Annotated in this window: 20 protein-coding genes; 9 read left to right on the top strand and 11 right to left on the bottom strand. The window is 64.6% G+C overall.

All coding sequences use genetic code 11. The annotated features are described in order from the left end of the window. Positions 1-140: 140 nt before the first annotated feature. Positions 141-3,128 (bottom strand): hypothetical protein, encoded by a 2,988-nt coding sequence (locus ABWO90_RS00080; RefSeq protein WP_353189159.1) that lies wholly within the window; start codon positions 3,126-3,128, stop codon positions 141-143. 509 nt (positions 3,129-3,637) lie between these two features. On the opposite strand from ABWO90_RS00080, the gene chrA reads away from it, so the two are divergent. Then, positions 3,638-4,870 carry a chromate efflux transporter gene (gene chrA / locus ABWO90_RS00085; RefSeq protein ID WP_502922514.1) on the top strand — a complete coding sequence of 411 codons (1,233 nt, stop codon included), beginning with the start codon at positions 3,638-3,640 and terminating at the stop codon, positions 4,868-4,870. 46 nt (positions 4,871-4,916) lie between these two features. On the opposite strand, the gene ABWO90_RS00090 is transcribed toward chrA, so the two are convergent. Beyond that, positions 4,917-7,577: a penicillin acylase family protein gene (locus ABWO90_RS00090; RefSeq protein WP_353189160.1), complete on the bottom strand. Its 2,661-nt coding sequence runs from the start codon at positions 7,575-7,577 to the stop codon at positions 4,917-4,919. Between the two features lie 181 nt (positions 7,578-7,758). Here ABWO90_RS00090 and ABWO90_RS00095 point away from each other — a divergent pair, with 181 nt between their 5' ends. Next, positions 7,759-8,793, top strand: coding sequence for a MerR family transcriptional regulator (locus tag ABWO90_RS00095; protein ID WP_353189161.1), 1,035 nt, complete (start codon positions 7,759-7,761; stop codon positions 8,791-8,793). 39 nt (positions 8,794-8,832) lie between these two features. Here the strand turns inward: ABWO90_RS00095 and epsC are convergent, their stop codons facing one another. After that, entirely contained in the window at positions 8,833-9,774 is a 942-nt protein-coding gene (epsC, locus tag ABWO90_RS00100) for a serine O-acetyltransferase EpsC (protein WP_353189162.1), read from the bottom strand. 152 nt (positions 9,775-9,926) lie between these two features. Then, positions 9,927-11,366, bottom strand: coding sequence for a MocR-like pyridoxine biosynthesis transcription factor PdxR (gene pdxR / locus ABWO90_RS00105; protein ID WP_353189163.1), 1,440 nt, complete (start codon positions 11,364-11,366; stop codon positions 9,927-9,929). A 126-nt stretch (positions 11,367-11,492) separates the two neighbouring features. On the opposite strand from pdxR, the gene ABWO90_RS00110 reads away from it, so the two are divergent. Beyond that, positions 11,493-11,924, top strand: a complete 432-nt coding sequence (locus ABWO90_RS00110) for a carboxymuconolactone decarboxylase family protein (protein ID WP_353189164.1) — start codon at positions 11,493-11,495, stop codon at positions 11,922-11,924. 5 nt (positions 11,925-11,929) lie between these two features. On the opposite strand, the gene ABWO90_RS00115 is transcribed toward ABWO90_RS00110, so the two are convergent. Then, positions 11,930-12,898, bottom strand: coding sequence for a LysR substrate-binding domain-containing protein (locus tag ABWO90_RS00115; RefSeq protein WP_353189165.1), 969 nt, complete (start codon positions 12,896-12,898; stop codon positions 11,930-11,932). Between the two features lie 268 nt (positions 12,899-13,166). Here ABWO90_RS00115 and ABWO90_RS00120 point away from each other — a divergent pair, with 268 nt between their 5' ends. Genes ABWO90_RS00120 through ABWO90_RS00130 form a run of 3 tightly spaced genes read left to right on the top strand, consistent with a single transcriptional unit; the run spans position 13,167 to position 16,631 of the window. After that, positions 13,167-14,558, top strand: coding sequence for a 2-hydroxycarboxylate transporter family protein (locus ABWO90_RS00120; RefSeq protein ID WP_353189166.1), 1,392 nt, complete (start codon positions 13,167-13,169; stop codon positions 14,556-14,558). 54 nt (positions 14,559-14,612) lie between these two features. Then, the gene (locus tag ABWO90_RS00125; RefSeq protein ID WP_353189167.1) at positions 14,613-15,800 is read left to right on the top strand and encodes a CaiB/BaiF CoA transferase family protein; all 1,188 of its coding nucleotides are present in this window, start codon (positions 14,613-14,615) and stop codon (positions 15,798-15,800) included. Between the two features lie 3 nt (positions 15,801-15,803). After that, a complete protein-coding gene (locus ABWO90_RS00130) occupies positions 15,804-16,631 on the top strand; it encodes an HpcH/HpaI aldolase/citrate lyase family protein (RefSeq protein WP_353189168.1) in 828 nt (275 codons plus the stop codon). Positions 16,632-16,645: 14 nt separating this feature from the next. Here ABWO90_RS00130 and ABWO90_RS00135 read toward each other — a convergent pair whose 3' ends face one another. Next, a complete protein-coding gene (locus tag ABWO90_RS00135) occupies positions 16,646-17,128 on the bottom strand; it encodes a MerR family transcriptional regulator (RefSeq protein WP_353189652.1) in 483 nt (160 codons plus the stop codon). Positions 17,129-17,210: 82 nt separating this feature from the next. Between ABWO90_RS00135 and ABWO90_RS00140 the strand changes: the two genes are divergently transcribed. Together ABWO90_RS00140 and ABWO90_RS00145 are read left to right on the top strand one after the other, a co-directional pair. After that, the gene (locus ABWO90_RS00140; RefSeq protein WP_353189169.1) at positions 17,211-18,458 is read left to right on the top strand and encodes an NADH:flavin oxidoreductase/NADH oxidase family protein; all 1,248 of its coding nucleotides are present in this window, start codon (positions 17,211-17,213) and stop codon (positions 18,456-18,458) included. 120 nt (positions 18,459-18,578) lie between these two features. After that, positions 18,579-19,556, top strand: coding sequence for a hypothetical protein (locus ABWO90_RS00145; RefSeq protein ID WP_353189170.1), 978 nt, complete (start codon positions 18,579-18,581; stop codon positions 19,554-19,556). Between the two features lie 79 nt (positions 19,557-19,635). On the opposite strand, the gene ABWO90_RS00150 is transcribed toward ABWO90_RS00145, so the two are convergent. The 4 genes from ABWO90_RS00150 to ABWO90_RS00165 form a co-directional block, all read right to left on the bottom strand. Then, positions 19,636-20,028 (bottom strand): carboxymuconolactone decarboxylase family protein, encoded by a 393-nt coding sequence (locus ABWO90_RS00150; RefSeq protein WP_353189171.1) that lies wholly within the window; start codon positions 20,026-20,028, stop codon positions 19,636-19,638. A 75-nt stretch (positions 20,029-20,103) separates the two neighbouring features. Further along, on the bottom strand, positions 20,104-21,729 hold the full coding sequence (locus ABWO90_RS00155; protein ID WP_353189172.1) for a methyl-accepting chemotaxis protein: 1,626 nt from the start codon (positions 21,727-21,729) through the stop codon (positions 20,104-20,106). Positions 21,730-22,101: 372 nt separating this feature from the next. Then, a complete protein-coding gene (locus tag ABWO90_RS00160) occupies positions 22,102-22,272 on the bottom strand; it encodes a hypothetical protein (protein WP_353189173.1) in 171 nt (56 codons plus the stop codon). Positions 22,273-22,404: 132 nt separating this feature from the next. Continuing rightward, positions 22,405-23,295 (bottom strand): LysR family transcriptional regulator, encoded by an 891-nt coding sequence (locus ABWO90_RS00165; RefSeq protein ID WP_353189174.1) that lies wholly within the window; start codon positions 23,293-23,295, stop codon positions 22,405-22,407. A 78-nt stretch (positions 23,296-23,373) separates the two neighbouring features. Between ABWO90_RS00165 and ABWO90_RS00170 the strand changes: the two genes are divergently transcribed. Next, the gene (locus ABWO90_RS00170) at positions 23,374-24,675 is read left to right on the top strand and encodes an aspartate aminotransferase family protein (protein WP_353189175.1); all 1,302 of its coding nucleotides are present in this window, start codon (positions 23,374-23,376) and stop codon (positions 24,673-24,675) included. Positions 24,676-24,804: 129 nt separating this feature from the next. Here ABWO90_RS00170 and ABWO90_RS00175 read toward each other — a convergent pair whose 3' ends face one another. Continuing rightward, positions 24,805-25,701 (bottom strand): alpha/beta hydrolase, encoded by an 897-nt coding sequence (locus ABWO90_RS00175; RefSeq protein ID WP_353189176.1) that lies wholly within the window; start codon positions 25,699-25,701, stop codon positions 24,805-24,807. Between the last annotated feature and the right edge of the window lie 59 nt (positions 25,702-25,760).

Genomic DNA, 25,760 nt, shown 5'->3' on the forward strand with positions numbered 1-25,760 from the left:
TGTCGTTCGGCACAGGCGCCGGGCCGCAGAATGTCCTGACGGCCCGGTCACGGGTCATGCGCCGGGATTGGCGTCGAGAGCGGTCAATATAGGGGAAATTCGCTCAGGTGTCCTGCTTACAGGCAAGATTGCAGGCACGCCTACAGGCTCGAACGCGGATACGGATGGCGCTCTTCCGGTACGCCGCCCACTGCCCCCTGCGCTTCGTCCGTCAAGGGTGTGGTGACCGTCTCGTCGAGATACCGGGGCGACGGCGCGACGTAATAGAAGCGCAACTCCGCATCGGGATAGTGATACGGAGCCATCGCCAGATTTACGGCACATGAATCGCAGAACGGCATGCGAGAGCACATCACGATCGAACGAACGACGTTCTCACCCGAGGGAAAATCGGCGTAGATCTGTGCAAGGATCATGCGTTCGGTATCCAGCGTTCGCGACTTCGCTTGCCCCGACGCCGTGTTGTACGTCGGCAGATTGGCATCGGCCATGACGAGCCTCAGCGCCGGTGACTCGGTCGGCAACGACGGCATCTGCGCGTCGCCCAGCACCCTTTGCTGGGCAATGACGTTGCCTGCCCTCTGGGCGTAGGCGCGCCCTGCGTCGACGATCCGAACGGCAGGCCGATTCGTTTGCAGACGCCCGCGCTGGAGCCCCGACATGCAGTAATAGATCGTGCGTGTGCCATCGACGAGCGTGACTTCGGCAACGGCAACATTGGCACGGCGCGATACGCGTTGCATCCGGTTCTGCACGTCCCGTGCGTCGCTGGCTTGCCCGGTGACGAGCGCTTGCAAGCCGGACATGCCGGGAAACACCGTCTCGAAGATCGACAGCACGTCACGCGTGGTCTGCACATCGCCGACGAACGGCAACTGCGACCACACCGAGATGGGCGACGGACGCGCTACGAAGTCGCGGGCAATGGCGTTCACAAAGCCGTCCGCGTCCACGGGAAAGCGCTGCCAATGCCGCCACAATCGGTTGAACGCCGGCACAAGCGCCGGATCGATGGCGGGCGGGGCCGACGCATCGGGGCCGGCCCGGCTTGCCGTTACGCGTTGCTCGATGGCCCGCGTAAGCGCGTGTATTGCCGTACGCGCTTCGCCAACCGACAGCGGAATTTCCTCCAGCCCGCGCCAGACGTCGGCCGGCGATGGCGCGCGCTGCCACGCGCCGAGGTACAACTGCAGCAACGTGCGCACTTCTCCGAACGATATCGTCGGCAGCACGATGGCGTTCTCGGCGGTGGCGCGATGCCGCTGCGCAATCCGGTATTCGCGAATGTCGTGGTCGTCGGCACGACGGCGATGCAGACGCACCTGTGGCGACGTGGCCGCAATGTCGCCCGCCGGCAGCGAGAAGCGATAGAACATGTCGTTCGCCACTTGCACCACACCTCTCAACGTGCCGTGACGGTCGCGATAAGTGCCGAACGGTGCCGCCACCTCCATGCCGCCCAACGACAGACGCACGCGTCGTCCGCCGACCGGTCCGGCAGTCGTCGCCTGCTCATAGTAGGTCAGTTCGCCGTCGAGTTCGGGCGTGTAGACCGATGCATCGACAACCGGGGAATCCGCCGTCACTACCGGCACCCCGTGCTCGTCGAAACCACCGAGGCGACCGAACGCGTAAAACGCCTGATTGCCATCCTCCCCCGGAAATGGACGGGAATAGACCGCCACGCGCAAACGGACCAGTGGCGAGGCTTCCTGTGCCTGATGCTGGGTGATCGTCGCCCCTTGCTCGGTGACCGATACCTCCCCCTCACGTTCGGTGTGACATTCGAGGCACATTCCGTCGACGTCGATACCGACACCGCGCGAGATGCGACACAGCGTGAGCGGGCCAAGCGCCCGGCGAATGTCCGCCAGCGGGCGCAGGTCCGACGCGTGTTTTCGCGTGCGCGCCACCGTTGTGCCGTACAGCGCACCGTCGATGTCGAACACGTGCACACCGTTCTGCGTCAGATCCGGCAGGTATTCGATACGCACGCCCGGGGGCAACGACCACTGCACCCCGCGTCCGAGCGGGCCGCCGAAGGGTTCGTGCGCGAACGTGGCGAGTGTCGGCGGCGGCAACGTCGCCATCTCCACCGACGTCGGCGCCAGCGCGCTCGGCCAGAAGTGCTGCAGCAACGTGATCGCGTCCGTTGGAAGGTTTTCCGTGCGCACCACGGCGGCGAGGCATTCCAGCCCGGAGAGCGTCATCCGGGACGCGAGCGCACGCACGCCACCGGTGTCGGCCGACGCCGGGTTCGCCACCTGTCGCCGCGGACGCGAGCGGATCCGGCCGTTGGCGCAGACCGGACGGGCAATGGCCCGCTCGAGCAGCACTTCGGCCACCTCCTCCATGTCCGGCGAATCGAGCACGGACGTGTCCGGCGTCGGCCAGCCAGGCGACACCGTGGCCCCCGCCCGCGTCGAGGAAAAGCGCGCGTCGTCGTGCTCGCCGATGCCGGATTCGATCGCCGCCCAGCAGTCGCCCCAGAAGGTCGGCCCCAGGGTTTTGGCCAGACACCACATGGCCGCCTGACCACGAGCACCGCAAGGCGTAATCGGCGTGATGATGGACGGCGCTTCTGCCGAAAGTGTCAACGCAAAGGCGCGCCACCGACCGAATTCGTCGCGCAGATGCAGTGCAATGCCATATGGCGCGAAGTACAGGCTCGGCGGCGAATCGGGGTCTGCGCGGCGGACCCGAAGCATCATGTGCCGAGGTTGCAAGACTTCGGCGCGGGCAAAGGCCTCGCGGGTGGCGTCGTCCGAAGCCGCAACCGCATCGCGCATCATCGCCACGACAACACGCTGAAGGTCCGCCCGATACGCCATGCGCCCGTCTTGCTCCGCGCCCTCGCCGTCCGCCAGCGTATTCGGGGGCAGGCACTGCGCCATCACACCATCGTCGTCGGCCGCCACGGGCGATCCCCGCATCAGCGCACGAATACCGGATACGGCAGTGGCATGCGACAGCGCCCCCGGTGCAAGGCTCGGGATGGCTGTCACCGCCACATCGGAAACGACGGGCGCCTGCCTGCTGCCGCGCGTTCGCAGCGCGGACGGCGGCACGTTCGACATGGCGGACACCGCGCCCGCGCTCGCAACGCTGGCGACCGCCAGCAACGTCAACGCCAGGGACGTCCGGGAAACGACACGGCTCGATGCGCCGTTGGCGTCGCGTAGTACTGCGCCCCTATGCGGCTGGGCGGCGGACGCACGATGTGTCGAAGCGTGCCGTCTGTTGCTTGGTCCTTCACGGGGCGTCATGCCCGTGGCGCGCCAATCGCCGGCAAACGGTCCGTGTCGGGCGCGAGACGTGTGCGATGCCGTCTGATACACGTGAACGACGGGTCGATGGGTGTGATGCGGTGCGTAATGCATTCGTGTCATTGAGCGTTTCTCCCGAAACTCCGTCGTGAGATTCTCTCGCGTCGACACGACGCAAGAGTCTCGCGACCAGGGAAGCGACGTTAGCGTGACGTGACCCTGCGCGATTCCCGAAACGGGCGGCCGTCTGTGGGCTTGCGAATAGCCCGTGGCAGTCGTGGCGTCGCCGCGCCGTGTCGCGTCACGCCGACGTCACTACACTAGCGCTATGCTTACGCGCCTTTACCCTCCGACCAACGCGACACAGCGCCGTGAAAACCGATATCGAACCCGTTACGCAAGCCGCCCCGAATTCGCGGGCTGTCCGGGAGGTATTGCTCACGTTTCTCAAGCTGGGCCTGACCAGCTTCGGCGGCCCCGTCGCGCATATCGGTTATTTCCGGCGTGAGTTCGTGGAGCGACGTCGCTGGCTGGACGATGCGAGCTTCGTCGATCTGGTCGGCTTATGTCAGTTTCTGCCCGGACCGGCAAGCTCTCAGGTGGGCTTCTCCATCGGACTGCTGCGCGCCGGATGGCTTGGCGGCATCGCCGCCTGGTGCGGTTTCACCCTGCCGTCGGTGCTGCTGCTTCTCGCCTTCGCCATTGCGGCACCGCATCTGGGCGGCCCCGTCGGCGATGGCGTTCTGCACGGCCTCAAGCTCGTCGCCGTCGCCGTGGTGGCGCAAGCCGTTTGGGACATGGCACGACGCCTTTGCCCCGACATGCGTCGCGCCGGGATCGCGCTAGTCGCGCTCGTCGTTCTGGCACTGACGACAAGCGTCTTCGCGCAACTGTTCGTCATCGCGCTTGGCGCGCTCCTCGGCTACGCACTGCTGCGCTCCGCGCCGCCGATAGCGGCAGCACGTTCGTCGCCCGACCTCGGGTTCCGGATTTCCCGTACCGCAAGCGCCGCGGCGTTCGTCCTCTTCTGCCTGCTCCTCGCCGGGCTTCCCGCGCTCCAGCAAGTCTGCGGCGGACGCCTTCTGTCGATCTTCGACGGCTTCTATCGGTCGGGAGCACTCGTGTTCGGCGGCGGGCATGTCGTGCTGCCACTGCTTCAGGAGCAGACGGTGGCCACGGGATGGGTGTCGGCGAATGACTTTCTCGCCGGGTATGGCGCAGCGCAGGCGGTGCCCGGCCCGCTCTTTACTTTCGCAACGTTCCTCGGATGGCGTGCCGGCGGCCCGTCGCATCCGTGGTTCGGCGCGGCGCTGGCGACCCTCGCCATCTTCCTGCCGGGCCTGTTGCTCGTCATCGCAGCGCTCCCCCATTGGCAAGCGCTGCGCGAACGGGCCTCGGCGGCGGCGATGCTCGCGGGCGTGAATGCCGCCGTGGTCGGGATTCTCGCCTCGGCGTTGTACACGCCGGTGTGGACGAGCGCCGTGCACAGCGCCGCCGATTTCGCAGTGGCTGCCGTGGCGTTCGTCCTGCTCACCCGCTGGAAAACCCCGCCGCTCGCCGTGGTCGCGTTCTGTGCTGTCGCGGGAGCGACGGGGATCCTCTGACGGCCCGGCCGACTGGCATCGGCCGGGACACCGGGCCTCACCGGGCCTATTCGATGCGCAGGTGCTCCACCGACTTCGCCGCACGCGAGACGTCAGTGGCGTCGTGCCAAAGCGGTTTGCGCCCGAACGACGTGTACATCTCCACCTGATCGGCATAGTGCGGCGAGCGCGTGCCGTCCGGGGCGACGAAACCGCTCTGGCCCGGGGCCACCACGTCATACGCCAGCACCTTGGCCGCCGCTCCCTTCGGGCCGAACACGATCAGGTCGTTCTCCGTCCCCCGGTTCATATAGACAGGGGTTCGCACCGCTTCGTCGGCGTTGGCCTGCGGCACACCGAAGAAGTTGTTCGCACGGAACGTCAGCGGCACCGTCGGCGCGCGCCACGCCGACATGTCGGGACCGAGCTTCGTTTTCAACGCGGCGATCGCGTCATCGAGCGCGGCGAGGATCACGTCGTCCTGCGGCTTTCCCGCGAAGATGTCGAATGTCTGCGGTACGCCCGACTTGTCGCCGCGCAGTGCCTCGTAAAGCACCTTGCTGCCGTTGCCGATATTGAGCGAACCCGTCGGGCCGTCCTGCGGTGCGGCGTAGCCGCTCGCGAGGAACCACTTGTCGTAAGGCGCCGGCACAACCTGCCCGAGCGTGCGCTTGAGCATGGCGCTCAGCCATGCGTCCATGACGGCGGGACCTGCGGTGTCGTAGTGGCCGGTGTGCTGCGGATCGAGGCTCAGACCGTTCCATGCGGCCAGTTGCATGGCGAGTTGGCGACGTGCGTCGGTCGCGGGCAGCCTGGCGGTCGCGCGCTCGATGAACGGTAGGAAGTGACGACGGTTGACGTCCACCGAACTCGTGTCCTTCAGGATCTGCCACATGTCGTCGACGCCGAGCTTGTCATGCGCTTCAATGCGCTGGTCGATTTCCACGACGCGATCCGCCCCGCCCCACACGAACGCAAACAGGTCGCTCGCCGGGTAGCCCTTCTGCGGCGAGTTGTTCCAGTTGGCGATCCATCCCTGCTTCGGGTTGTAGACCTTCGGGTTGGTCGAGAACGGCAGCAGCCCCTTCCAGTCCCATTCGCCAGTGCCCGGCACCGGCAGTCGCGGATCGTGTCCCGGCTGACGTGCCGGGTAAGCCCCCGTGTGCACGTAGCCGATGTTGCCCGCCACATCGGCGTAGTACCAGTTGATGGTCAGCGCGTGACGCGCGGCCTGCGCGGTCCACGACTTCCAGTCCTGCGCCTGCGCCTGATGCGTCCACGCCAGCAGCGACTGCACTTCGAGCCCTTCCCATGCACGCGCCTTGGCGTAGGCGACAGGCTGCTTGGCGTCGCGCTGCACGACGATGCCGTGCACCGTGCGATAGACCTCCTGTACCACCGGCGCCGCACCCTTCACCTTGATGATCTCGACGCGCTTCTCCATGTCGTGCCACTGACCATTGTGGAAGTAGCGATTCGGATTGGCCGGGTCGAGCTTCTCGGCGTAGATGTCGATGTCGTCGCCGAAACCGGCCGTCGAACCCCACGAAATCTTGCCGTTGTGGCCGAACAGAATGCACGGGTAACCGAACGGCGTATTGCCGACGAGATCGAAGCCCGCACCGTGCAGACCGATGCCATACGTGTACGCGGGTGCGAACCAGCCGAACTGCGGGCCGTTGAGCATGATGGCGCGCGCATCGCGTGCCTTGGTCTTGCCGACGATCCACATATTGCTGGTCGTGGGGAAGCCGGCGAGTCCCGGCTGGCCTGATGCGGCGAACTGCGCGAGCATCGTGGCCGCGTTGGTCTCGGCGTCCTGATGCAGCAACGCGCCGTCGCTGCCACGCGCGAGGCGCGCAAACATCGGCGCGGGGCCGTCGTAGCGTGCCAGCGGTTGCATGGGCGCCTGCGCCGTCGGGCCGACCTTCACCGGGTAGACGCCTTCCGACGCGGGCACGGTCGACGGTGCGTCGGGGTTGCTGATCCACTTCAACTCGTTGAACAGCGCCATGCCCTTCTGTGCGCCGTACTTGTCCTTGAGCGCCGTGACGAGAGCGAGATTGTCGATTTCACTCGTGGCATCGGAGAAGCGATTGGCCATCGTGCCGACGAAGACCATCGCCACATCGAAGGCGTCCCAGTTCACCGGCTGGAACCCGAAGTCATTGAATTGCTTGGGCATGCGCTTGTCAGGCTGCGCGCGAATCTGCGCGATCCAGGCATTCATGCCCGCAGCGTAACCGTCGAGAATGTCGCGCTCGCGTTGCGGCAGGTCGGCCAATTGACGACGGATCGATGCGGGCCAATAGTTGCCACGAATCGACTTGTCGAAGTCGACGAATTTCTCGCCGAGCACCTCGGCGACCGTGCCCTGCGTGCTGCGTCGCGCCATCTCCATCTGGAACAGGCGATCTTGCGCAATGGCGTAGCCGTAGCCATAGAACAGCGCGTACGTCGTCGACGCGTAGATGTGCGGCACACCGAACTCGTCGCGTTTGATTGTCACGTCAGCCCGGCCGGGCACCTTTTCCGATGCCGTCGCGGCGGGACGCGCGCCGCCTTCCCCCGGTGCCGCCGTGGCGGCCATCGGCATGGCGAGCGCAGCACTCAGCAACGATGCGGCAACGCTCGCCACGACCCGCTTGTTCGAAAAATGCACGCCGCGCGCACGCGGCGCCGACGATGTCGAAATTGCCATGCCGGGCCAACGAGAAATCAAAGTCATCAATGTCTCCGTAGTCTTGTTCGAGGGGAAGCGCCTGAAAGCCTAACATGACAAAAACCGACCGGTCGGTTAATTAATTCGACAACCGTTGATATGTTAAGTAACGTGCATTGCGCTTGACCTGCCCCCTGGGGCCGGCCTCACGATGGCTTTCACCCGTCCACGCTCAACGAGGTCAACGATGACGAACGCCACCGCCCATCTCAATGCATCCGACGCCGCGCGACAGTTGGGCGTATCGAACAAGGCGCTGCGGCTGTACGAGCAGCACGGGCTGATCGCGCCGACGCGAACGGCGGCGGGTTACCGCGTCTACGCCCCCGAGACGATGGCGCGGGCAGCGGAAGTCGTCGCCCTTCGGGCGTTGGGTTTGAGTCTCGCGCAGGTGGCACGCGTGCTTGTCGGTGATCCGCAGACCCTCGCTTCGGCCCTCGGGGCGCACGAACAGACATTGGACCGGGAGATACGAGAGCGCCTGCACCGGCTGGAGCGCGTGCGAACGCTGCGCTCCGAGTTGGCGGCAGGCCGGATGCCCGCTGAAGGTGAATTGCCGGCGGTCATGGAACAGGCGACGCCGAGCGTTGCCTTCGCGCTACCGTGGCCGTGGGGCGGGGAATGGTTCGAGATGCGCGACGTTCGGGCGCTGAACTATCTCATTGGCTCGTTGGGAAGCGGCAAGACGCGCCTGGCCATGGCGCTTGCGCAGGCGTTCCCGGGCGGCACATTCCTCGGGCTCGATCGGCTGACGACGGGGCGTGCCGCCATCCTCTCGTCGCTCGAGCGGGATCCTGCCTTGCGTGAGCGGGTGGATCAGGCGATGGTCTGGCTACGAGACGAAGGGGCGAGCGAGTGTGATGCGCTCACCGTATTGCTCACAGCGCTGGCGACCGAACGCCCCGGGGTGTTGGTCGTTGACATGATCGAACAGGAACTGCCCCAGAACACGCAGGAAGCATTGATCGGCTATCTGCGGCAACGGGCGCGCACGACCCGCCATTCGCCGCTCTTCCTCATGACGCGCTCGTCCGCCATGCTCGACCTGACGGCGGTGGGGCCTGACGAGGCAATCGTGCTCTGCCCCGCCAACCACAGCCCTCCGGTAAGAGTGGCCCCCTATCCCGGTGCGCCGGGGTTCGAAGCCGTGGCAACGTGCCTGGCGTCGCCCGACGTCCGCGCAAGGGTCACCGGCGCGACGGCACCGCCAGCCATCGCCTGACGGCGTGTCGCTGCCGCCGGCACGGACAACAGCTCACAGTCAGGACGGATCGCTGTCGCAGCCCGACACCGGCGGCGAGCCGGCTTCGGTACGGGAGCGGGCCTGCGTGATGTTGCTGTACGGCGGCACGTCTTGCGTGAGCCAGACATTACCGCCGATGACCGAGCCTTGACCGATGGTGACGCGCCCCAGAATCGTCGCGCCCGCGTAGATGACAACGTTGTCTTCCACGATCGGGTGACGTGCGAGCCCCTTGCGGGCGTTGCCGTCGTCGTCCGCCGGGAAGCGCTTTGCGCCGAGCGTCACTGCCTGATAGACACGGACTCGCTGGCCGAGAATTGCCGTCTCGCCAATCACCACACCGGTGCCGTGATCGATGAAGAAGCCCGCGCCGATCTGTGCCCCCGGGTGGATATCGATGCCGGTGTCCGAGTGCGCCTGTTCCGCGATGATGCGGGCGAGCAACGGCAATTCGAGTCGGTAGAGTTCATGCGCAATCCGGTGGTGGATCATCGCGTGGATGCCGGGGTAGCAGATCAGGACTTCGTCGACGCTACCTGCCGCCGGGTCGCCCTGATATGCCGCGAGCACATCGGCGTCGAGCAGCTCGCGGATCTCGGGCAGCTTGCTGGCGAACTGCTGAATCGCCGAATGCGCGCGTTCCTCGATCGATGCCGCCGTGATTTCGGTGTTGTGGCGTGCCTTGTAGCGCCATTCCAGACGGGCTTGCTCAGCCAGGCCGTTGAGTGCGCTCGTGAGCGTGTGGCCAACGTAGTAGTTCTCCCCTTGCTGATGCAGGTCGAGCGGCCCGAGACGCATCGGAAACAGCACACCCTTGAGTTGCACCATCACGCCCGCCAGACGTTCGCGCGAAGGCAGGTCGCGCCCGCCCGATTCGAGCAGACGGCGCTGGCCGTCGCGCCAGCGCAGACGTGCGCCATGCAGGGAGGAAACAATGTCGTCGATGTCGAACGCTGCCACGAGGTGAACTCCTGAAATGCGCATACCGAAAGACGGTGGGGTCGTTCGGCACGAAAAAATGGGGGCGCGAACCGCGCCAATGCGAGAAGGATAGCGGGTTTCCAAGCCACCTGTCGCGACGTGGTTATGCGGCAGGCTCCCCGCCGCACGGCTCAGTCTGCCGGGATCGCCGCTTTCAGCCGGCGGCTCAGCGACAGCGCCGTCGCGAAATCCGGGATATTGGTGAAGCCCATGAGCAGGCCTGATGTCTTGCCCTGACGCACCCGCCAATGCCGCAGCGCGTGGACCGCGAGCCCTTGCGCATGCGCGGCGGCGGCAATCGACACATCGCTGCAATCGGTCAGCGCGCCGCCGAGATACGCCAGCGCGTGAATGCCCCCCGCTTGCGGCTGAACATGCAAGTCGTCGCCGAAGACTTCGGAGAGCGCGGCCACGAGGAATTCGCGCCGTTCGGCGTAGAGCGCGCGCATGCGTCGCAAGTGGCGCGCGAAATGCCCCTGCGCCATGAAATCGGCGACCGTTGCCTGAACCGGGATGGCGCCCGCTCCGCCCAACTGACGCGCCGCGTCGGCGAACTTTTCGATGTGCGCTGCCGGCACCACGAGATACGCCAGACGCAGCCCGGGAAACAGGACTTTGCTGAACGTTCCCGTGTAGAGCACGCGGTCGTCGCGGTCGAGGCTCTTCAATGCCGGTAGCGGACGCCCGTGATAGCGGAATTCGCTGTCGTAATCGTCTTCCACGATCCATGCGCCTTGCCGGGCCGCCCATTCGAGTAGCTGAAGCCGCCGGGGCAGCGACAGCGTGACGCCCGTCGGACTCTGGTGTGTCGGGGTGACGACGGCGAAACGGGCGTCTGGCGCGCGTCGGATCCCCTCGTCCACCCTCAGCCCTTCGTCATCCACCGGCACCGGCCTCAGATGCATGCCCGCACTGACAAGAAACTGGCGGGCAAAGCGGTAGCCGGGGTCTTCGAACCAGCCGGCGTCGCCCGGCTTGAGCAGCGTGCGGCGCACCAGATCGAGCGCCGACCGGTAGCCGGCCGTGACAAACACCTGCGATGCCGTACACACGATGCCCCGCGAAATCCCGAGGTAGGTGGCGATGGCTTCGCGCAAGGCACCGTAGCCAGAGGCATCGGGATAGGCCATCGACGTCATGTCCATCGTGCGCAGATGCCGACCGGCCAGACGCACCCAGGTCTTGCGCGGGAAGGCGTCCAGCGCCGGCAGTCCGAGTTGAAACGGACGCGGCAGGCCAATGGCGATCTGCTCGTCGGGCGACGGCGAAGATTGCACGGGCGATGACACCTCGCTGGCAGGCGTGGTGTCTGCGAGATGCGTGAGCTGCGGCGAGACGAACGTGCCGGCTGCGCCGCGTGGCGAGAAATAGCCCTCGCTGGTGAGCATTTGATAGGCGAGTTCGACAGTGCCTCGCGCGAGATTCAGTTCACTGGCGAGGCTGCGCACCGAGGGCACGCGATCGCCGGCCGCGAGTTTGCCCGCGGCAATGGCATCCCGATACCGTCGGTACAGTTGGAGGTAAAGGGGTGCGGTGTCGTCGGGGCCGGGCTTCAGGTAAGGAAATTCCATCGCGATGTCCCATTCATTTCGTCGATTCTTGCATCTGACGGCTAGGACATGATTTTCCTAAACTGATCCCGTTGCGACAAGTGCCTTCTTTCGCATTCGCCCTTCCGACACTATTGGAGAAATCGCATGAGCACCCTTCGTCTGCCCTATTTCACGCTGTCGCCCGAGGCCTATCAAGGGTTCGTGACGACGAAGAAGGCGCTGGAGAAAAGCAGCCTCGGCAAGCCGATGATCGATCTTGTTTATCTACGGGTATCGCAAATCAACGGCTGTGCGTTTTGTCTGGAGATGCATGCCAAGGCGCTGCGCGCGGATGGAATGCCCGACTTCAAGATCGACAGTCTGGCAGGTTGGCATGTCAGCTCGCACTACAGCGCACGTGAGCGCGCGGCGTTGGCATGGGTCGATTCGGTCGTGGCCATCGACCGGACGCACGCGCCGGACGCGGATTTCGAGGCACTGCGAGAGCATTTCTCCGACGCCGAAATCTCGGACCTGAGCTTTGCCGTCGCCCTGATGAGCGCGTTCAATCGTCTGGCGATCGGGATGCGGCAGTGACGTGGTTACTCGTCCGCCATTTGACGCTCCCCCGCCCGCAACGTAATCCCCGTCCAATGGCCATCGGCCTGCAATTCGCGGATGAGGTCGGCGATGGTTTGCCGCACGGCGACCGTGGCGGAACCCACCGGCAGCGAGTTCGACCAGCACACGCTCGCCGGACGTTGCAGATGCGGCGCCACGATTCTGCGCGAAGGCGGGCGTAGCGCCGGGTCGCGCGATGCCACCGCTGACGCCGGCAGGATCGCGCACGCGTCGCCCGAACGGGCAATGTCGATCAGCGTCGGCAACGAATCGATATCCGCAACGATGTTCAACTCCACGTTCGCCTGCGCAAAGCTACGCTCGATGAGCAATCGCAAGCCATTCGTCCCGCTCGGTGCCACGATAGGTACGTTCGCAAGTGTCGCCAGCGCACACGTCTGCTGCGACGCGCCTTCGTAGATCGCCGGGCACGCCCGATGTCCGCCAAGGACGTACAACGCCTCGTCGAACAACGGCATCACCGAAATACCGCGCGTCTCCGAATCGCGGAACAGCATCGCCAGATCGAGACGACCGTTCGCCAGCAACTCACCGATGTAGCCACTCATGCTCTCGAAGATCTGGAGCCGGATACCCGGATACTGCTCGCGCACTCTCGCAAATAGCGGCACGGCCAGGATCGCGGCAATCGTCGTCGGGAAGCCCACGGCCACCGGCCCCGATTCGCTGCCGCCGCCTTCGCGCACCTCCTGCCGAATCTGCTCCATCTGACGCAGCACCACGCGGGCGTGGCGATACAGGGCCTTGCCCGCTTCCGTCGGCGTGACACCCTGTGCGCTGCGCACCAGCAATTGCGCCTGCAATTCATCCTCCAGCCCGCGCAACTGTGCACTCAACGACGGCTGCGCAATATGCAACCGCTCGGCGGCCTTCGACACGCTGCCGCTGTCGACAATGGTCACGAAATTTCGAAGCTGTCTGACGTCCACAAGAGATCCACGAGAGGTTCGCGACGGTCCGGCCACCAACGCGCAGGAAAGGCCATAGCGTACCCCTATATGACACTCTCGAAAACCCTGATTCCCTCGCCACCAAAACCCGGCAACCCGCGATTCCCGGTTGACGAGAACGAATCGAAACACCACGCCATAGCTTCACCCTATACCCACATCCAAAATCGGTATTTCCTCCCCGGCGTGGTGCGCGCCTATAGTCCCGTCAACAAACCAATTCGAATCCACAGACGGAGACAACAGAATGCGAGACGGTTTTTCTGCCACTGCCGCCCAAGGCGGCCAGGGCCCGGGCAAGACCTCGTCGACGGCACAGCCCCACCACCCGCTGCGTGATGCCTGGTGGCGTCTCATGGACATGCGCGTCGGGATCGTGCCGCTGCCTGTCCATCTGGTGCTGATCGCGGCCATCGTGATCACCGTGTTCACGACTGGCAAGCTCTCCGCCGAACTTTCCCCGATCATTGCGCTGCTCGCCGTCTGCAGTTTCACCTGCATGGAAATCGGGCAGCGCATTCCCGTGTTCCGCAGCATTGGCGGCCCGGTGATCCTCGTGACGTTCCTGCCGTCGTATCTGGTGTTCACGCATGCGCTGCCGCCGTCGGTCGTGCAGCCCATCGTCAGTTTCTGGAAGCAAAGCAACTTCCTGTACCTGTTTATCCCCGGCATCATCGTCGGCAGCATTCTGAGCATGGACCGCAAGATTCTGATCGGCGGCTTCCTGCGCATCTTCGTGCCGCTGGCCGTCGGATCCGTGCTCGCCGGGATCGTCGGCACCCTGGTCGGCACGATGCTGGGCATGGGCCTCTTTCACACGGTGTTCTTCGTGGTGATCCCGGTGATGTCCGGCGGGTTGGGCGAAGGCGTGATTCCGTTGACGATCGGCTACTCGGAAGTCATGCACCAGAGCCCCGGCGACCTGCTCGCCCAGGCACTGCCCGCCGTGATGCTCGGCAACGTGTGCGCCATCGTGTTCTCCGGCGTGCTCAACGCCGTCGGCAAGCGCTATCCGTCGCTCACGGGCAACGGCCAGCTCATGCGCTCGGGCAACGACGACATCGGCACCCATGACATCCACAGCGAACACGGCCAACCCGGCGCACCGGTGGACGCCACCGACATCGCCGCCGCCGGGATGATCGCCGTGTGCCTGTACTTCGTCGGCATGCTCGCGCAAAGCACGCTCGGCCTGCCCGGCCCGGTGATGATGCTGGTGCTGGCCGTGGCCGCCAAGATCGGCTTCATCTTCTCGCCCAAGCTCGAAGCCGGCGCCGGCGTCGTCTACAAGTTCTTCGCGACGGCCGTGACGTACCCGCTGCTGTTCGCCATCGGTGTGGTGATCACGCCGTGGCAGAAGGTCGTTGCATCGTTCAACGTGCCCACACTGGTGACGATCATCGCGACGGTCATCACGCTCATGGCGACCGCGTTCATCGTGGCCCGCCGCATGAACATGCACCCCATCGACGCCGCCATCGTGGTCGGCACGCACAGCGGCATGGGCGGCACCGGCGACGTGGCCATCCTGACGGCGGCCAACCGCATGCGACTGATGCCATTCGCCCAGATCGCCACGCGCATCGGCGGCGCCATCACGATCACGCTGGCCCTGATCGTGCTCGCCAAGATCGTCTGACCGGCTGCGCCGTCACCGCACAGCCAACGCACATTCATTTCGGAGATTTTTGTCATGAGGCCCTTGGACGGGATCAAGGTCATCGCGCTCGAACACGCCATCGCGGCACCGTTCTGCACGCGTCAACTGGCCGACCTCGGCGCGCGCGTCATCAAGATCGAGCGCCCCGGCGCGGGGGACTTCGCCCGCGCCTATGACGGCCGCGTGAACGGCATGTCGTCGCACTTCGTGTGGACCAACCGTTCGAAGGAAAGCCTCACGCTCGACCTCAAGCAGGACGCCGCACAAGCCGTGTTGCACGACCTGCTCGCCGACGCCGACGTACTGGTGCAGAACCTCGCCCCCGGTGCCGCCGACCGGCTCGGCCTGAGCTACGACGCTCTCTCGGCACGCTATCCGCAGATCATCGTCTGCGGTATCTCGGGCTATGGGCCCGACGGCCCGTATCGCGACAAGAAGGCCTATGACCTGCTGATTCAGAGCGAGTCCGGCTTCCTCTCGGTCACGGGCTCGCCCGAAGCTTCTGCCAAGGCCGGTTGCTCCATCGCCGACATCGCGGCAGGCATGTACGCCTATACGAACATCCTTTCCGCGCTCATCCAGCGCGGCAAGACCGGACACGGCAGCCGCATCGACATCTCGATGCTCGAGTGCATGGTCGAGTGGATGGGCTTCCCGCTCTATTACTCGGTCGACGATCAATCGCCGCCGCCGCGCGCCGGTGCCGCACACGCCACGATTTTCCCGTATGGCCCGTTCGAGACCGGCGATGGCAAGACGGTCATGCTCGGCCTCCAGAACGAACGCGAATGGAAGACGTTCTGCGAGAAGGTGCTTGAACAACCCGCGCTGACCGACGACGCACGCTTTTCGTCGAATCCGCTGCGACTCGAAAACCGCGACGCACTGCGCGCCATCATCCGCGATGTGTTCATGCAGCTCGACGCACCGCAACTGGTGGCGCGTCTCGACGCCGTGGGCATCGCGAACGCGAACCTGAACGACATGCACGATGTCTGGCAGCATCAGCAGCTTGCCGCGCGCGAGCGCTGGGCCGATGTCGTCACACCGGGCGGCACGATCAAAGCGCCGATTCCGCCCGGCATGCCATCCGCCGGGCCCGATTTCACGCCGCGCATGGACCCGATTCCGGCGCTCGGCGAGCACACCGACGCCATCCTCGCCGAACTTGGCCGTACGACGTCACAGATCGAAGCGCTGCACGCAGCGAAGGCGGTGTAAGCCATGCAGACACGCCCCGTCATTCGCAGTTGGCTGTTCGTTCCCGGCAATCGTCCCGAGCGCTTCGAGAAAGCACGCACGTCGGGAGCCGACGCGATCATTCTCGATCTCGAAGATGCCGTCCCCCTCGCCGACAAACTCAGCGCGCGCGAGCAGGTGCGTCAATGGGTATGCGGTCTCGATACCACACTGGCCGCCGTGCCGGTCTATGTGCGCATCAATGCGGCTGCCACGGCATGGTTCGAGGACGATATCGCCACACTCGCCGGCCTGCCCGGACTGAGCGGCCTGGTCGTGCCGAAAACGGAAGATGCGGCGACGCTTGCCCGAGCAACGCAAGGCGCTACGCCGACCTTGAAACTCGTGCCGCTGATCGAGACCGCCCAGGCGTTTGCTGCACTCGCGGAGATTGCCACGGCACCCCGCGTCGAGCGCCTGATGTTCGGGACCATCGACTTCCAGCTGGATATCGGTATCGAAGGCGACGGCGACGAACTCCTCTACTTCCGCTCGCAACTGACATTCGCCTCTCGGCTTGCGGGCATCGCCGCACCGGTCGACGGCGTGACGACCGCCCTCGACGACGCGCCACTCATCGAAGCTTGCGCGCGCCGCGCACGCGCGCTTGGCTTTCGCGGCAAGCTCTGCATTCATCCGCGTCAGGTCGCAGCGGTACATGCTGCCTTCGCGTGGCGCGACGACGAAATTGCGTGGGCGCACCGTGTCGTCGCGGCCGCCGAAGCCAGCGGTGGCGCCGCTGTGGCGCTGGACGGAAAGATGATCGATGCCCCGGTCATCGCCAAAGCGAACGAGATTCTCTCCGGTTGCTGACGTTGCGCCGGCGTTCAGGCGCGCTTTCCCACGGAAGTGCGCCGGGGCGCCACGCCATTTCTTCCCTTCGCGTCCTCCCCGTCCCGTCCGACCGTCGACTCGCGCACCTTCGTCAGTACCCGTTTTGTCGCGATCTCACAATCTTCACCATCGACGCGATTCTCGATGGTGTCGATCAACGTCGTCAGATTCTGCCTGGCGAGCGCAAGATTGCTTGCCAGCACATCGATCTCCTCCACCTTGCGTCGCAGCACGGTCAGCAGCTTCTCATGCGGCCACGCACTAAGATCCGGCGGCAGAATCGAGCGAATCTCGTCCAGCGAAAACCCCGCGTTCTGCGCGCGGCCAATAATGTCGAGCCGCGTTAGCGCATCGTCGTCATATTCGCGATAGCCGTTGGCCTGTCGCTGCGCCTCAGGCAACAATCCTTGCGACTCGTAAAAGCGGATTCTCGACGCCGCCACCCCACTCGCCTGCGCCAGTTCCCCAATCTTCATCGTCCGCCTCCCGACACTTGACATTAAAGTGAACTTTAAGGTTATGGTCGTGCCATCGTCAACGACATTCGAGGCCCGGATCATGACGCTTCACACGCCGCTATTCACTCCCCTTTCCCTGCCCAACGGCACTTCGATTCCCAATCGCATCGCCAAAGCCGCGATGGAGGAGAACATGGCGGATGCCGACCATGCGCCTTCGGACAGCCTGTTGCGCCTCTATGACGCCTGGGCGCGCGGCGGCGCGGGGCTCATCATTACCGGTAACGTCATGATCGACGCCCGCGCGATGACCGGCCCGGGTGGCGTCGTACTCGAGCGTGATACCCAGTTGGCGCGGTTCCGGCGCTGGGCCGATACGGCGCGAGCCTATGGCGCACAGGTCTGGATGCAGCTCAATCACCCCGGGCGTCAGATGCAAGCGGCGCTTGGCCAGCCGACGGTGGCCCCCTCGGCAGTACCGCTTGAACTGGGCTCGCTGTCGAAACGCTTTGCCATGCCCCGCGAGTTGACCGAGGCGGACATTGACGACATCGTGGCGCGTTTCGTCAGCAGCGCCCAATTGGCGGAGCACAGCGGATTCACCGGCGTGCAGATTCATGCCGCGCACGGCTATCTGCTAAGTCAGTTTCTCTCGCCGCTGACGAACAAGCGTGAGGATCGCTGGGGCGGCAGTCTGGAGAATCGGGCGCGTTTGCTGCTCGACGTCGTGCGATCGGTGCGCCAGGCAGTGAAGCCGTCCTTCGCCGTGGCCGTCAAGCTGAACTCCGCCGATTTTCAGCGTGGGGGCTTCGGCCCGGAGGAAGCGCGTCGCGTCATCCAGATGTTGAATCCACTGGGCGTCGATCTCGTCGAACTTTCCGGTGGCAGCTATGAAGTGCCGGCCATGCAGGGCGAAGCGCGCGACGGCAGAACACTCGCGCGCGAAGCGTACTTTCTGGAGTTCGCGAGCGACATGGTGGCGGTCGCGGCGATGCCGCTGATGGTGACGGGCGGCATCCGCCGTCGTGAAGTGGCCGAAGCGGTGCTGCACAGCGGCACCGCCATGGTCGGCATCGCCACGGCACTCTCGCTCGACCCTGCACTGCCAAACCAATGGCGAAGCGGCAACGACACGGCCCCGCGTCTGGCACCGATCCGCTGGAAGAACAAGGCGCTCGGGTCGCTCGCGAATATGGCGGTGGTGAAGTTTCAGCTCGTCCGATTGAGCGCAGGCCGTCGCACACTGCCGTCGGTATCGCCCGCGCGAGCGCTTCTGTTGCAGCAACTCGGCGCCGCATGCCAGACGCGGCAATACCGCCAGTGGATCACACGTGTTGCTCCGCGTTGACGCGGCGGAACACGATCCTCCATTTGGTGGATGTAGCGGGATTACCCCGCATGATGTAATTCCCCGGCCGATGCACGCGCCAGCGCTGGCATCGCAACAAAAGAACTCAGGGGGAAAGTCATGAATACGTCACGAAATTTCGCCGCCTTCGCAGCGGCGTTTGCGCTCACGCTTGTCTTGTCGTCCACCGGCTTGGCGCTAGCAGCCGGCGGCCTCGTTACAGGAAACACCGTTCAACCGCAATCCAGTCCCAACAGCGGCAGAACCAGTGGCGGCACGAACAGCGGCAATAGCGGAAACATCAATGCGCAGATCCTGATGAACACGCTGAATGCGCTGTCGAAGCAACAAAACACGGACAGTTCATCGGGGTCTTCGTATCAGGCGCCCGCAACGCAGCCGGTGCAACAGACTTATCGTCCGCCGGTGGCCGAGAAGGAAGTGCTGGTCACGGACGCCGGGTATAACTGCGAAGATTCGCTGCGCGAGTACATTGCCCGCGAGAACCCGGGATTCAACGCCGAGCAGAGTGCCACCGTGGCGCGTTCGGTCTGGGAAAACGAGTACCAGCGAATCAAGACGGACGACGCCGCCGCGCTGCGAAAGGAAATCGCACGAACGAAGACGGTCATTCCCGAGCGCTGCCTGTCCGGCGCGCTTGCCGCACGGCTTCAACAGGTAGGCTGGAGCCCGCAGACCGTTGAGACCGCCCACAAGTCGAAGTTCGACGACATCGCGGCCCGGTCGGTCTCCGAATTCGGAAACGGCGGCGGCAAAAGGCGCCTCGTGCTCAAGCAGTACCCCAACTGTCTGAAGGTGGTCGATGTCCGGCTCGACCACGATATCAAGGACATGTACTGGTACAACATCGCGAACACGTGCGGCGAAAGCGTGCAGGCGCATTGGTGCGAAGGCAAGGGATGCAAGCCCACCGACCGGGCGGCCGACATCCGTGCCGGTGGGACGGAGGAAAGCTGGATGGCGGCTCGCACCCGCGCCGATGTGCGATTCCGCGGTACGGCATGCGCCCTTCAGTATCAGGGACACGATGTGCAGTACGACAAGACACGTAACGAATGCTGGGTCTGGTCCGAGTAACACCAACACCGTCACGACGGGAGCGCTGCGTGGTGACGCAGACAGCTTCCGTCTCCCGGCAACGCTGACGGATCAACGCCTATTCGAACGCCGGATCGATCGGCACGCGGTACCCCACTGCGAGCCGGTTCGTCTCATTGGCCATGCCGACCACGGCCAGTAACTCACCGAACATCTCGTCAGTCATGCCCGCCCGCCGGGCGCCCGCCGTGTGGCTCGCCACACAATAGCCGCAATTGTTGGTGACGCTCACCGCGATGTAGATCAATTCCTTGACCAGCGGATCGAGCGCGCCGGGCGACATCACGCCCTTCAGGCTGTCCCACGTGCGCTCGAGAGTCGCCGGATGCTGCGCAATGTACTTCCAGAAATTGTTGACGTCGGGAACGCCGCGCGTGGCCTTGATGTCGTCGAAGACGGCCCGGACCTCGGGCGTGGCGGATGCGTACTCAACAGGCTTTTGCTGGCTCATGGATGGGCTGCGCCGGATGGGCGACGAAGGGAGGGAAGCCGTAGGTTACCGGCTTTCCCTGTCCCGCGCCGAGAATCAGCCGCGCACCGCGTGCAGCCGGGTGCGCGCCGTCACGGCGCTGCCCGTCTCGCCGAAGCCGGCGGCGTCAGCGGCCTCGCTCCGATGGGCCAACCGGAAGACGGCGACGGCCTGCTTCAACGACTCCGCCTGTTCGGCGAGCGACTGCGCCGCAGCCGACGCCTGCTCGACAAGCGCCGCGTTCTGCTGCGTCACCTCGTCCATCTGCGTGACGGCACGCGCCACCTGATCGATACCCGCCGTCTGCTCTTCCGACGCTGCCGAGATTTCGGCCATGATGTCGGTCACGCGTCGCACGCTGGTGGCGATCTCCTGCATGGCGGCACCAGCCTCGCCGACGATCCGGCTGCCTGCCGCCGAGCGTTCCGCCGACGTTTCGATCAACGTCTTGATGTCGCGGGCCGCACTTGCCGAGCGTTGCGCGAGCGTGCGCACTTCCCCGGCGACGACGGCAAACCCACGCCCCTGCTCGCCTGCCCGTGCGGCTTCCACCGCCGCGTTGAGCGCGAGAATGTTCGTCTGGAACGCAATGCCGTCGATCAACGCAATGATGTCGCGGATCTTGGCCGAACCGGCGTCGATGTCGCGCATGGTATCGGTGACTTGCGTCATCGCGCCGTCGCCGGCCCCGGTCTGGTCGCTGGCCTGACGGGCCAGTTGATTCGCCTGACGCGCATGCTCCATGTTCTGACGCACGGTGCTCGTAAGCTCTTCCATGCTCGCCGCCGTCTCTTCGAGTGACGCGGCCTGCTGCTCGGTACGCGCCGACAGATCCAGATTGCCCGCCGCGATTTCTCGCGCACTCGCGGCAATCGCCTCGCCGCTCTTGCGCACCCGGGCGACCGTCTCGCTCAGTTGCGTCTTCATGTTGCCGAGCGCCGCCAGCAGACGTCCCATCTCATCGGTCGAACTCACTCGGACGTCGCGCTGCAAGTTGCCGTCGGCAATTTCCTTGAAGTGGTCCAGCACGTCATCCAGCGGACGCGTGATCGCCCGGTCGAGCGAGCGCGCCGTCAGGAATGCCGCGAGCATCGCGAAAGCGATGGCGCCAAGCGTCACGGCGAACATCCGGTCATACGTCGTGACCGCCGAATCGAAGCTCGCCTTGGCGCTGCCGTCGTAGAACTGCTTGAGGGCGTCGTTGGCATTGACGTATGCCGTATAGCGCTTGCCGAGCGCAGCCGCTTGCGGGTAGTAAGCTCCGGTGTCTCCCGCGGCGATGCTGCCCTGAATCAGCACGAAGGCGTCTTTGAGCGCTTGCCGGGCGCTCGTGACCTGCGCGGCAAGTCGCTTCTCCTCGGCATCGGCAGGCAACGCAAGATACGCTTGCCATGCCTTTTCCGACTCGTCCCAGTATTCCGTACCCTTCTTGACGTCGGCCGCCTTCACCTCCGCACTCGGCGCCTGTGGCGCGCGCAGCACGACCGCCCGGGCACGACCGATATGAATCTCCGACTCCCCCAGCAATCGGGTACTGGCCAATTCCTTTCCGTACACTTCGCGCAAACTGCCCACGGTGTCGCGTAATCCGACAAGGGCGAGGCCTCCGATCACCAACACCAACCCGGCCAAACCGGCCACGGCCACACGTAGCCGCCAACGAATCGTCCAATTCTTCAACATTTGCGCTTCCGCCTTTCTTTCCCAGAGCGTGGCCGCCGACACCGGCGGTCACCGGCCGTCGTGCAGCCCCGAACTCCTGAACGCACGACAGCGTTATCCGCCTCCAACGGCCCGAATCCGAAAAACTTGAGAATGGACGGGGCAAGTCGTCGTTTTCTTCTAAATTGGCCCCGAATTGTGGAGATATACGCGACATATACGATGCATTGCCGCGTGATCTACGGAAGGCTGCTTGAAAGGATTGGGAGACGTGTCGTCATCCATGCGCCAGACCGGGCACGGACGAGAGGAGAAACGGGCTGCGTAGCGACGACACATGCCCGGAAAACTACGCGAGGTGTACCGGGCAGAGGTTCCGCCCGGCAAGTCCGCTTACAGCGCTCGCCTGACGGCGCGCGACGCGCCCGAAATGTCCTGCCCGACGCCGTCGACGGTATTGCAACCGGCCAGCGCAAAAAGCGAACCGACCACCAGGAAAAACGCCACGAAACGCGCCAACATATCAACCTCGATCCAAAAAACAACGTAACCCCGGGTTTCCATCCTCCCCAACCTGCCGATGGCGTGGAACCCGACTTTTTCTTGTGCGACGCAGGGACTGCTGCCCGCCCCGCAAAACAACGCGCAATTGTGCGACAAACTCCCCGCCAAAGGACGTCGGCGGGCGTTGTCGCGCTACAACACCGCCAGCGTTCGCCGGATGTGCTCCGCGAACGCGACGCTCAAATGGTTCGGGCGGGCGCGATCGAACTTTACCGTAATCCCGACCGACGGCAATAGCGGCAGCGTATCAGCTGTAACAATGCGTAAATCCGAGGGCACCGCTGTCTGTGTCATGACGGCAAATGCCTGTCCCGACCGGGCCAGTGCCGTCAGCCCGGCCAGATTACTGCTGGCATACGCCAGGCGGTACGCCCGGCCGGCCCGGGTCAGGGCCTCGCAGGCCGCCATATGGTCGAGCGTGTCGGGATCGGACAGCGCCAATGGCAACGGCTGACCGGGATCTGCGAGCACGGCATCGAGGCCTGCGCTCCCGATCCAAACCAGGGGTTCGCGGCGAATGACGTTACTGTCGTCCACGCCTTCCGGCACCGAGATCAGCGCCAGATCCAGCGCATGCCTCGACAGTTGGGCTTGCAGACGCGGCGTCGGCTCGCAGATGACCTCCACCTGCGCATGCGGGTGCGCCACCGCGAATTCCCGCAACAAATGTGGCAGGAACGCCGCAGCGTAGTCGTCGGGACAACCGAAGCGCAGCGTGCCGGTCAGTCCGCCGCCGGCCATGTCGGCCATCGCCTCATCATGCGCTCGCAGGATTCGCTGGGCGTGACCGAGCAAGCGCTCGCCCGGGCTAGTCAGTACCACCCCTCGTCCGGTGCGCTGAAGTAACGGTTGATCGACGACCTCCTCCAGACGCTTCATCTGCTGACTCAGCGCCGATTGCGTGCGGGCGACGCGCTGCGCAGCCCGGCTGAGCGATCCGGCTTGCGCAATCGCCACGAAGGACCGCAGCAGGTCGATCTCCAGGGACAAACTCAAGGTATTAGCCTCATTGCTATCTCGCATTAGCATTATTCGCTTCAATGAAAGCAGAGCCGTGCTTAGACTGCAAGCAGTGGTTGCCCCTCTCCCGGAGATTCCCTCGTGTCCAAGAACCAAGACGCCGATTTCTGGCGCAATGCCCGGCAACATCTGATTCGTTATGGCGGCACGTTCGAGCCGATGATCATCGAGCGTGCGCAAGGCAGTTTCGTCTTCGACGCCGACGGCCGCGCGATACTCGACTTCACCTCCGGCCAGATGAGTGCGGTGCTCGGGCACAGCCATCCGGACATCGTGTCCGTCGTGACGAAGAGCATCGGTACGCTGGACCACCTGTTCAGCGGCATGCTGTCGCGTCCGGTGGTCGATCTGGCGACTCGTCTTGCCGAGATCACGCCGCCGGGTCTCGATCGCGTCATGCTGCTCTCGACGGGTGCCGAATCGAACGAAGCCGCCATTCGCATGGCGAAACTCGTGACCGGCAAATACGAGATCGTGGGCTTCGCACAGTCCTGGCACGGCATGACGGGGGCGGCGGCTTCGGCCACGTACAGTGCAGGACGCAAAGGCGTCGGGCCGTCGGCGGTCGGATCGTTCGCGATTCCAGCGCCGTTCACCTACCGCCCGCGCTTCGGCCCGGCCGGACAGTACGACTACCTCGCGGAACTGGACTATGCCTTCGACCTGATCGACCGGCAGTCGAGCGGCAATCTCGCCGCGTTCATCGCGGAACCGATCCTGAGTTCGGGCGGCATTATCGAATTGCCACCGGGATATCTCGCCGCGCTCAAGCGCAAGTGCGAGGAACGCGGCATGTTGCTGATACTCGATGAGGCCCAAACCGGCATCGGACGCACCGGCACCATGTTCGCGTTCGAGCGCGACGGCGTGACGCCTGACATCCTCACGCTGTCAAAGACGCTGGGCGCCGGGCTGCCGCTCGCGGCCATCGTGACGTCCGCAGAGATCGAGGAGCGTGCCCATGAGCGTGGCTACCTTTTTTACACCACGCACGTTTCCGATCCGCTTCCGGCAGCCGTCGGCCTGCGCGTGCTCGATGTCGTTGCCCGCGACAACCTGGTGGCGCGTGCCAACGTCATGGGCGAGCGGCTGCGCAATGGCCTTCTCGGCCTGATGGAACGCTTCGACTGTGTCGGAGATGTGCGCGGGCGCGGCCTGCTGCTCGGCATGGAGATCGTGAAGGACCGACGCTCCAAAGCCCCGGCAGACGGCCTCGGCGCCAAGATCACGCGCGAGTGCATGAATCTCGGCCTGAGCATGAACATCGTCCAGTTGCCCGGCATGGGCGGCGTGTTCCGCATTGCGCCGCCGCTGACCGTGAGCGAGGACGAGATCGACCTCGGGCTGTCGCTGCTCGGACAAGCCATCGAACGATCGCTTTGATCGCGTCGGCCGCTTTCGCGGTCTTCCCGGTCTCAAAACGCCATCGCCCCGCGAATGCCTGCACGGCGTCGCGGGGCGATGGCTTTGGCGGCATGACGGCCTGACGGCCGTTCAAGCCTGCCCGTCGGATCAGTTGCCTTGCTGCGGACGCTGCACGTCGCGGAAGATGTACTTCAGGGCGTCGGCCAGTGTGCTCGACCACACGGGCCACTCGTGCTTGCCGTCGACAATACGCAACTCGGCCGGCTGCTTGTTCGCACGCAGCAGTTCATAGAAGCGCGTGGCTTCCATTTCGATGTTGAAGTCGTCGTCATCGCCCGAGTTGATGTACATCGGCACCTTGATGCCCTTCTTCAGGAACTCGTCGAAGTACGCCGGGTAGTTGTTCTGCTGCCAGACACGCGCGCTGTACTCGCCGTTCGTGTTCGGCTCGGCGAACACTTTCACGAAACGTGCCGACGAGTCCTTCGGCGGCTCCGGGTTGTAGATCGCCGGGCTGAGCAGCGCAGCCGCCTTGAACTTTTCCGGATACTTCAGCGCGTAGCGCATCGCGCCGTAGCCGCCCATCGACAGGCCACCGATCAGACGCCCGTCGCGGGTCTTGATCGTGCGATAGGTCTTCTCCACGTGCGGAATCAGCTCACTGAAGAACGCCGTCTCCATGCGCTCCTTGAGATCGACATACCAGTTGGTATTGGCGTCCGGCATGATCACGATGGCCGGGGGAATGTCACCGTGGCCGATCAGCTTGTCCATCGTGTTCTGCATGTGCCCCTTGACGACCCAGTCGTTCTTCACGCCGTCGTTGCCGTGCAGCAAATACAGCACCGGATAGGTGGTCTTGCCGTTGGCTTCATAGCCCGTCGGCAGATACACGTTATAGGTCAGCGGACGCGACAGGTTCTTGCTGTAGACCTCGCTCGAAAGCACTTCGCTCGCGTTGGCCGATACGCTGACCAGCGCGGCGGCCGCGACCACGCCAGCGGCGAATTGTCGGGCGAAACCATTGCTGCATTGACGGAACATTTGGAACACAGACCCTCCTGAGGGAATACTTTGTCTCGTTATACCAATCGTTCGTCATC

It is taken from the genome of Pandoraea pnomenusa (assembly GCF_040391475.1).
Classification (GTDB): domain Bacteria; phylum Pseudomonadota; class Gammaproteobacteria; order Burkholderiales; family Burkholderiaceae; genus Pandoraea; species Pandoraea pnomenusa_C.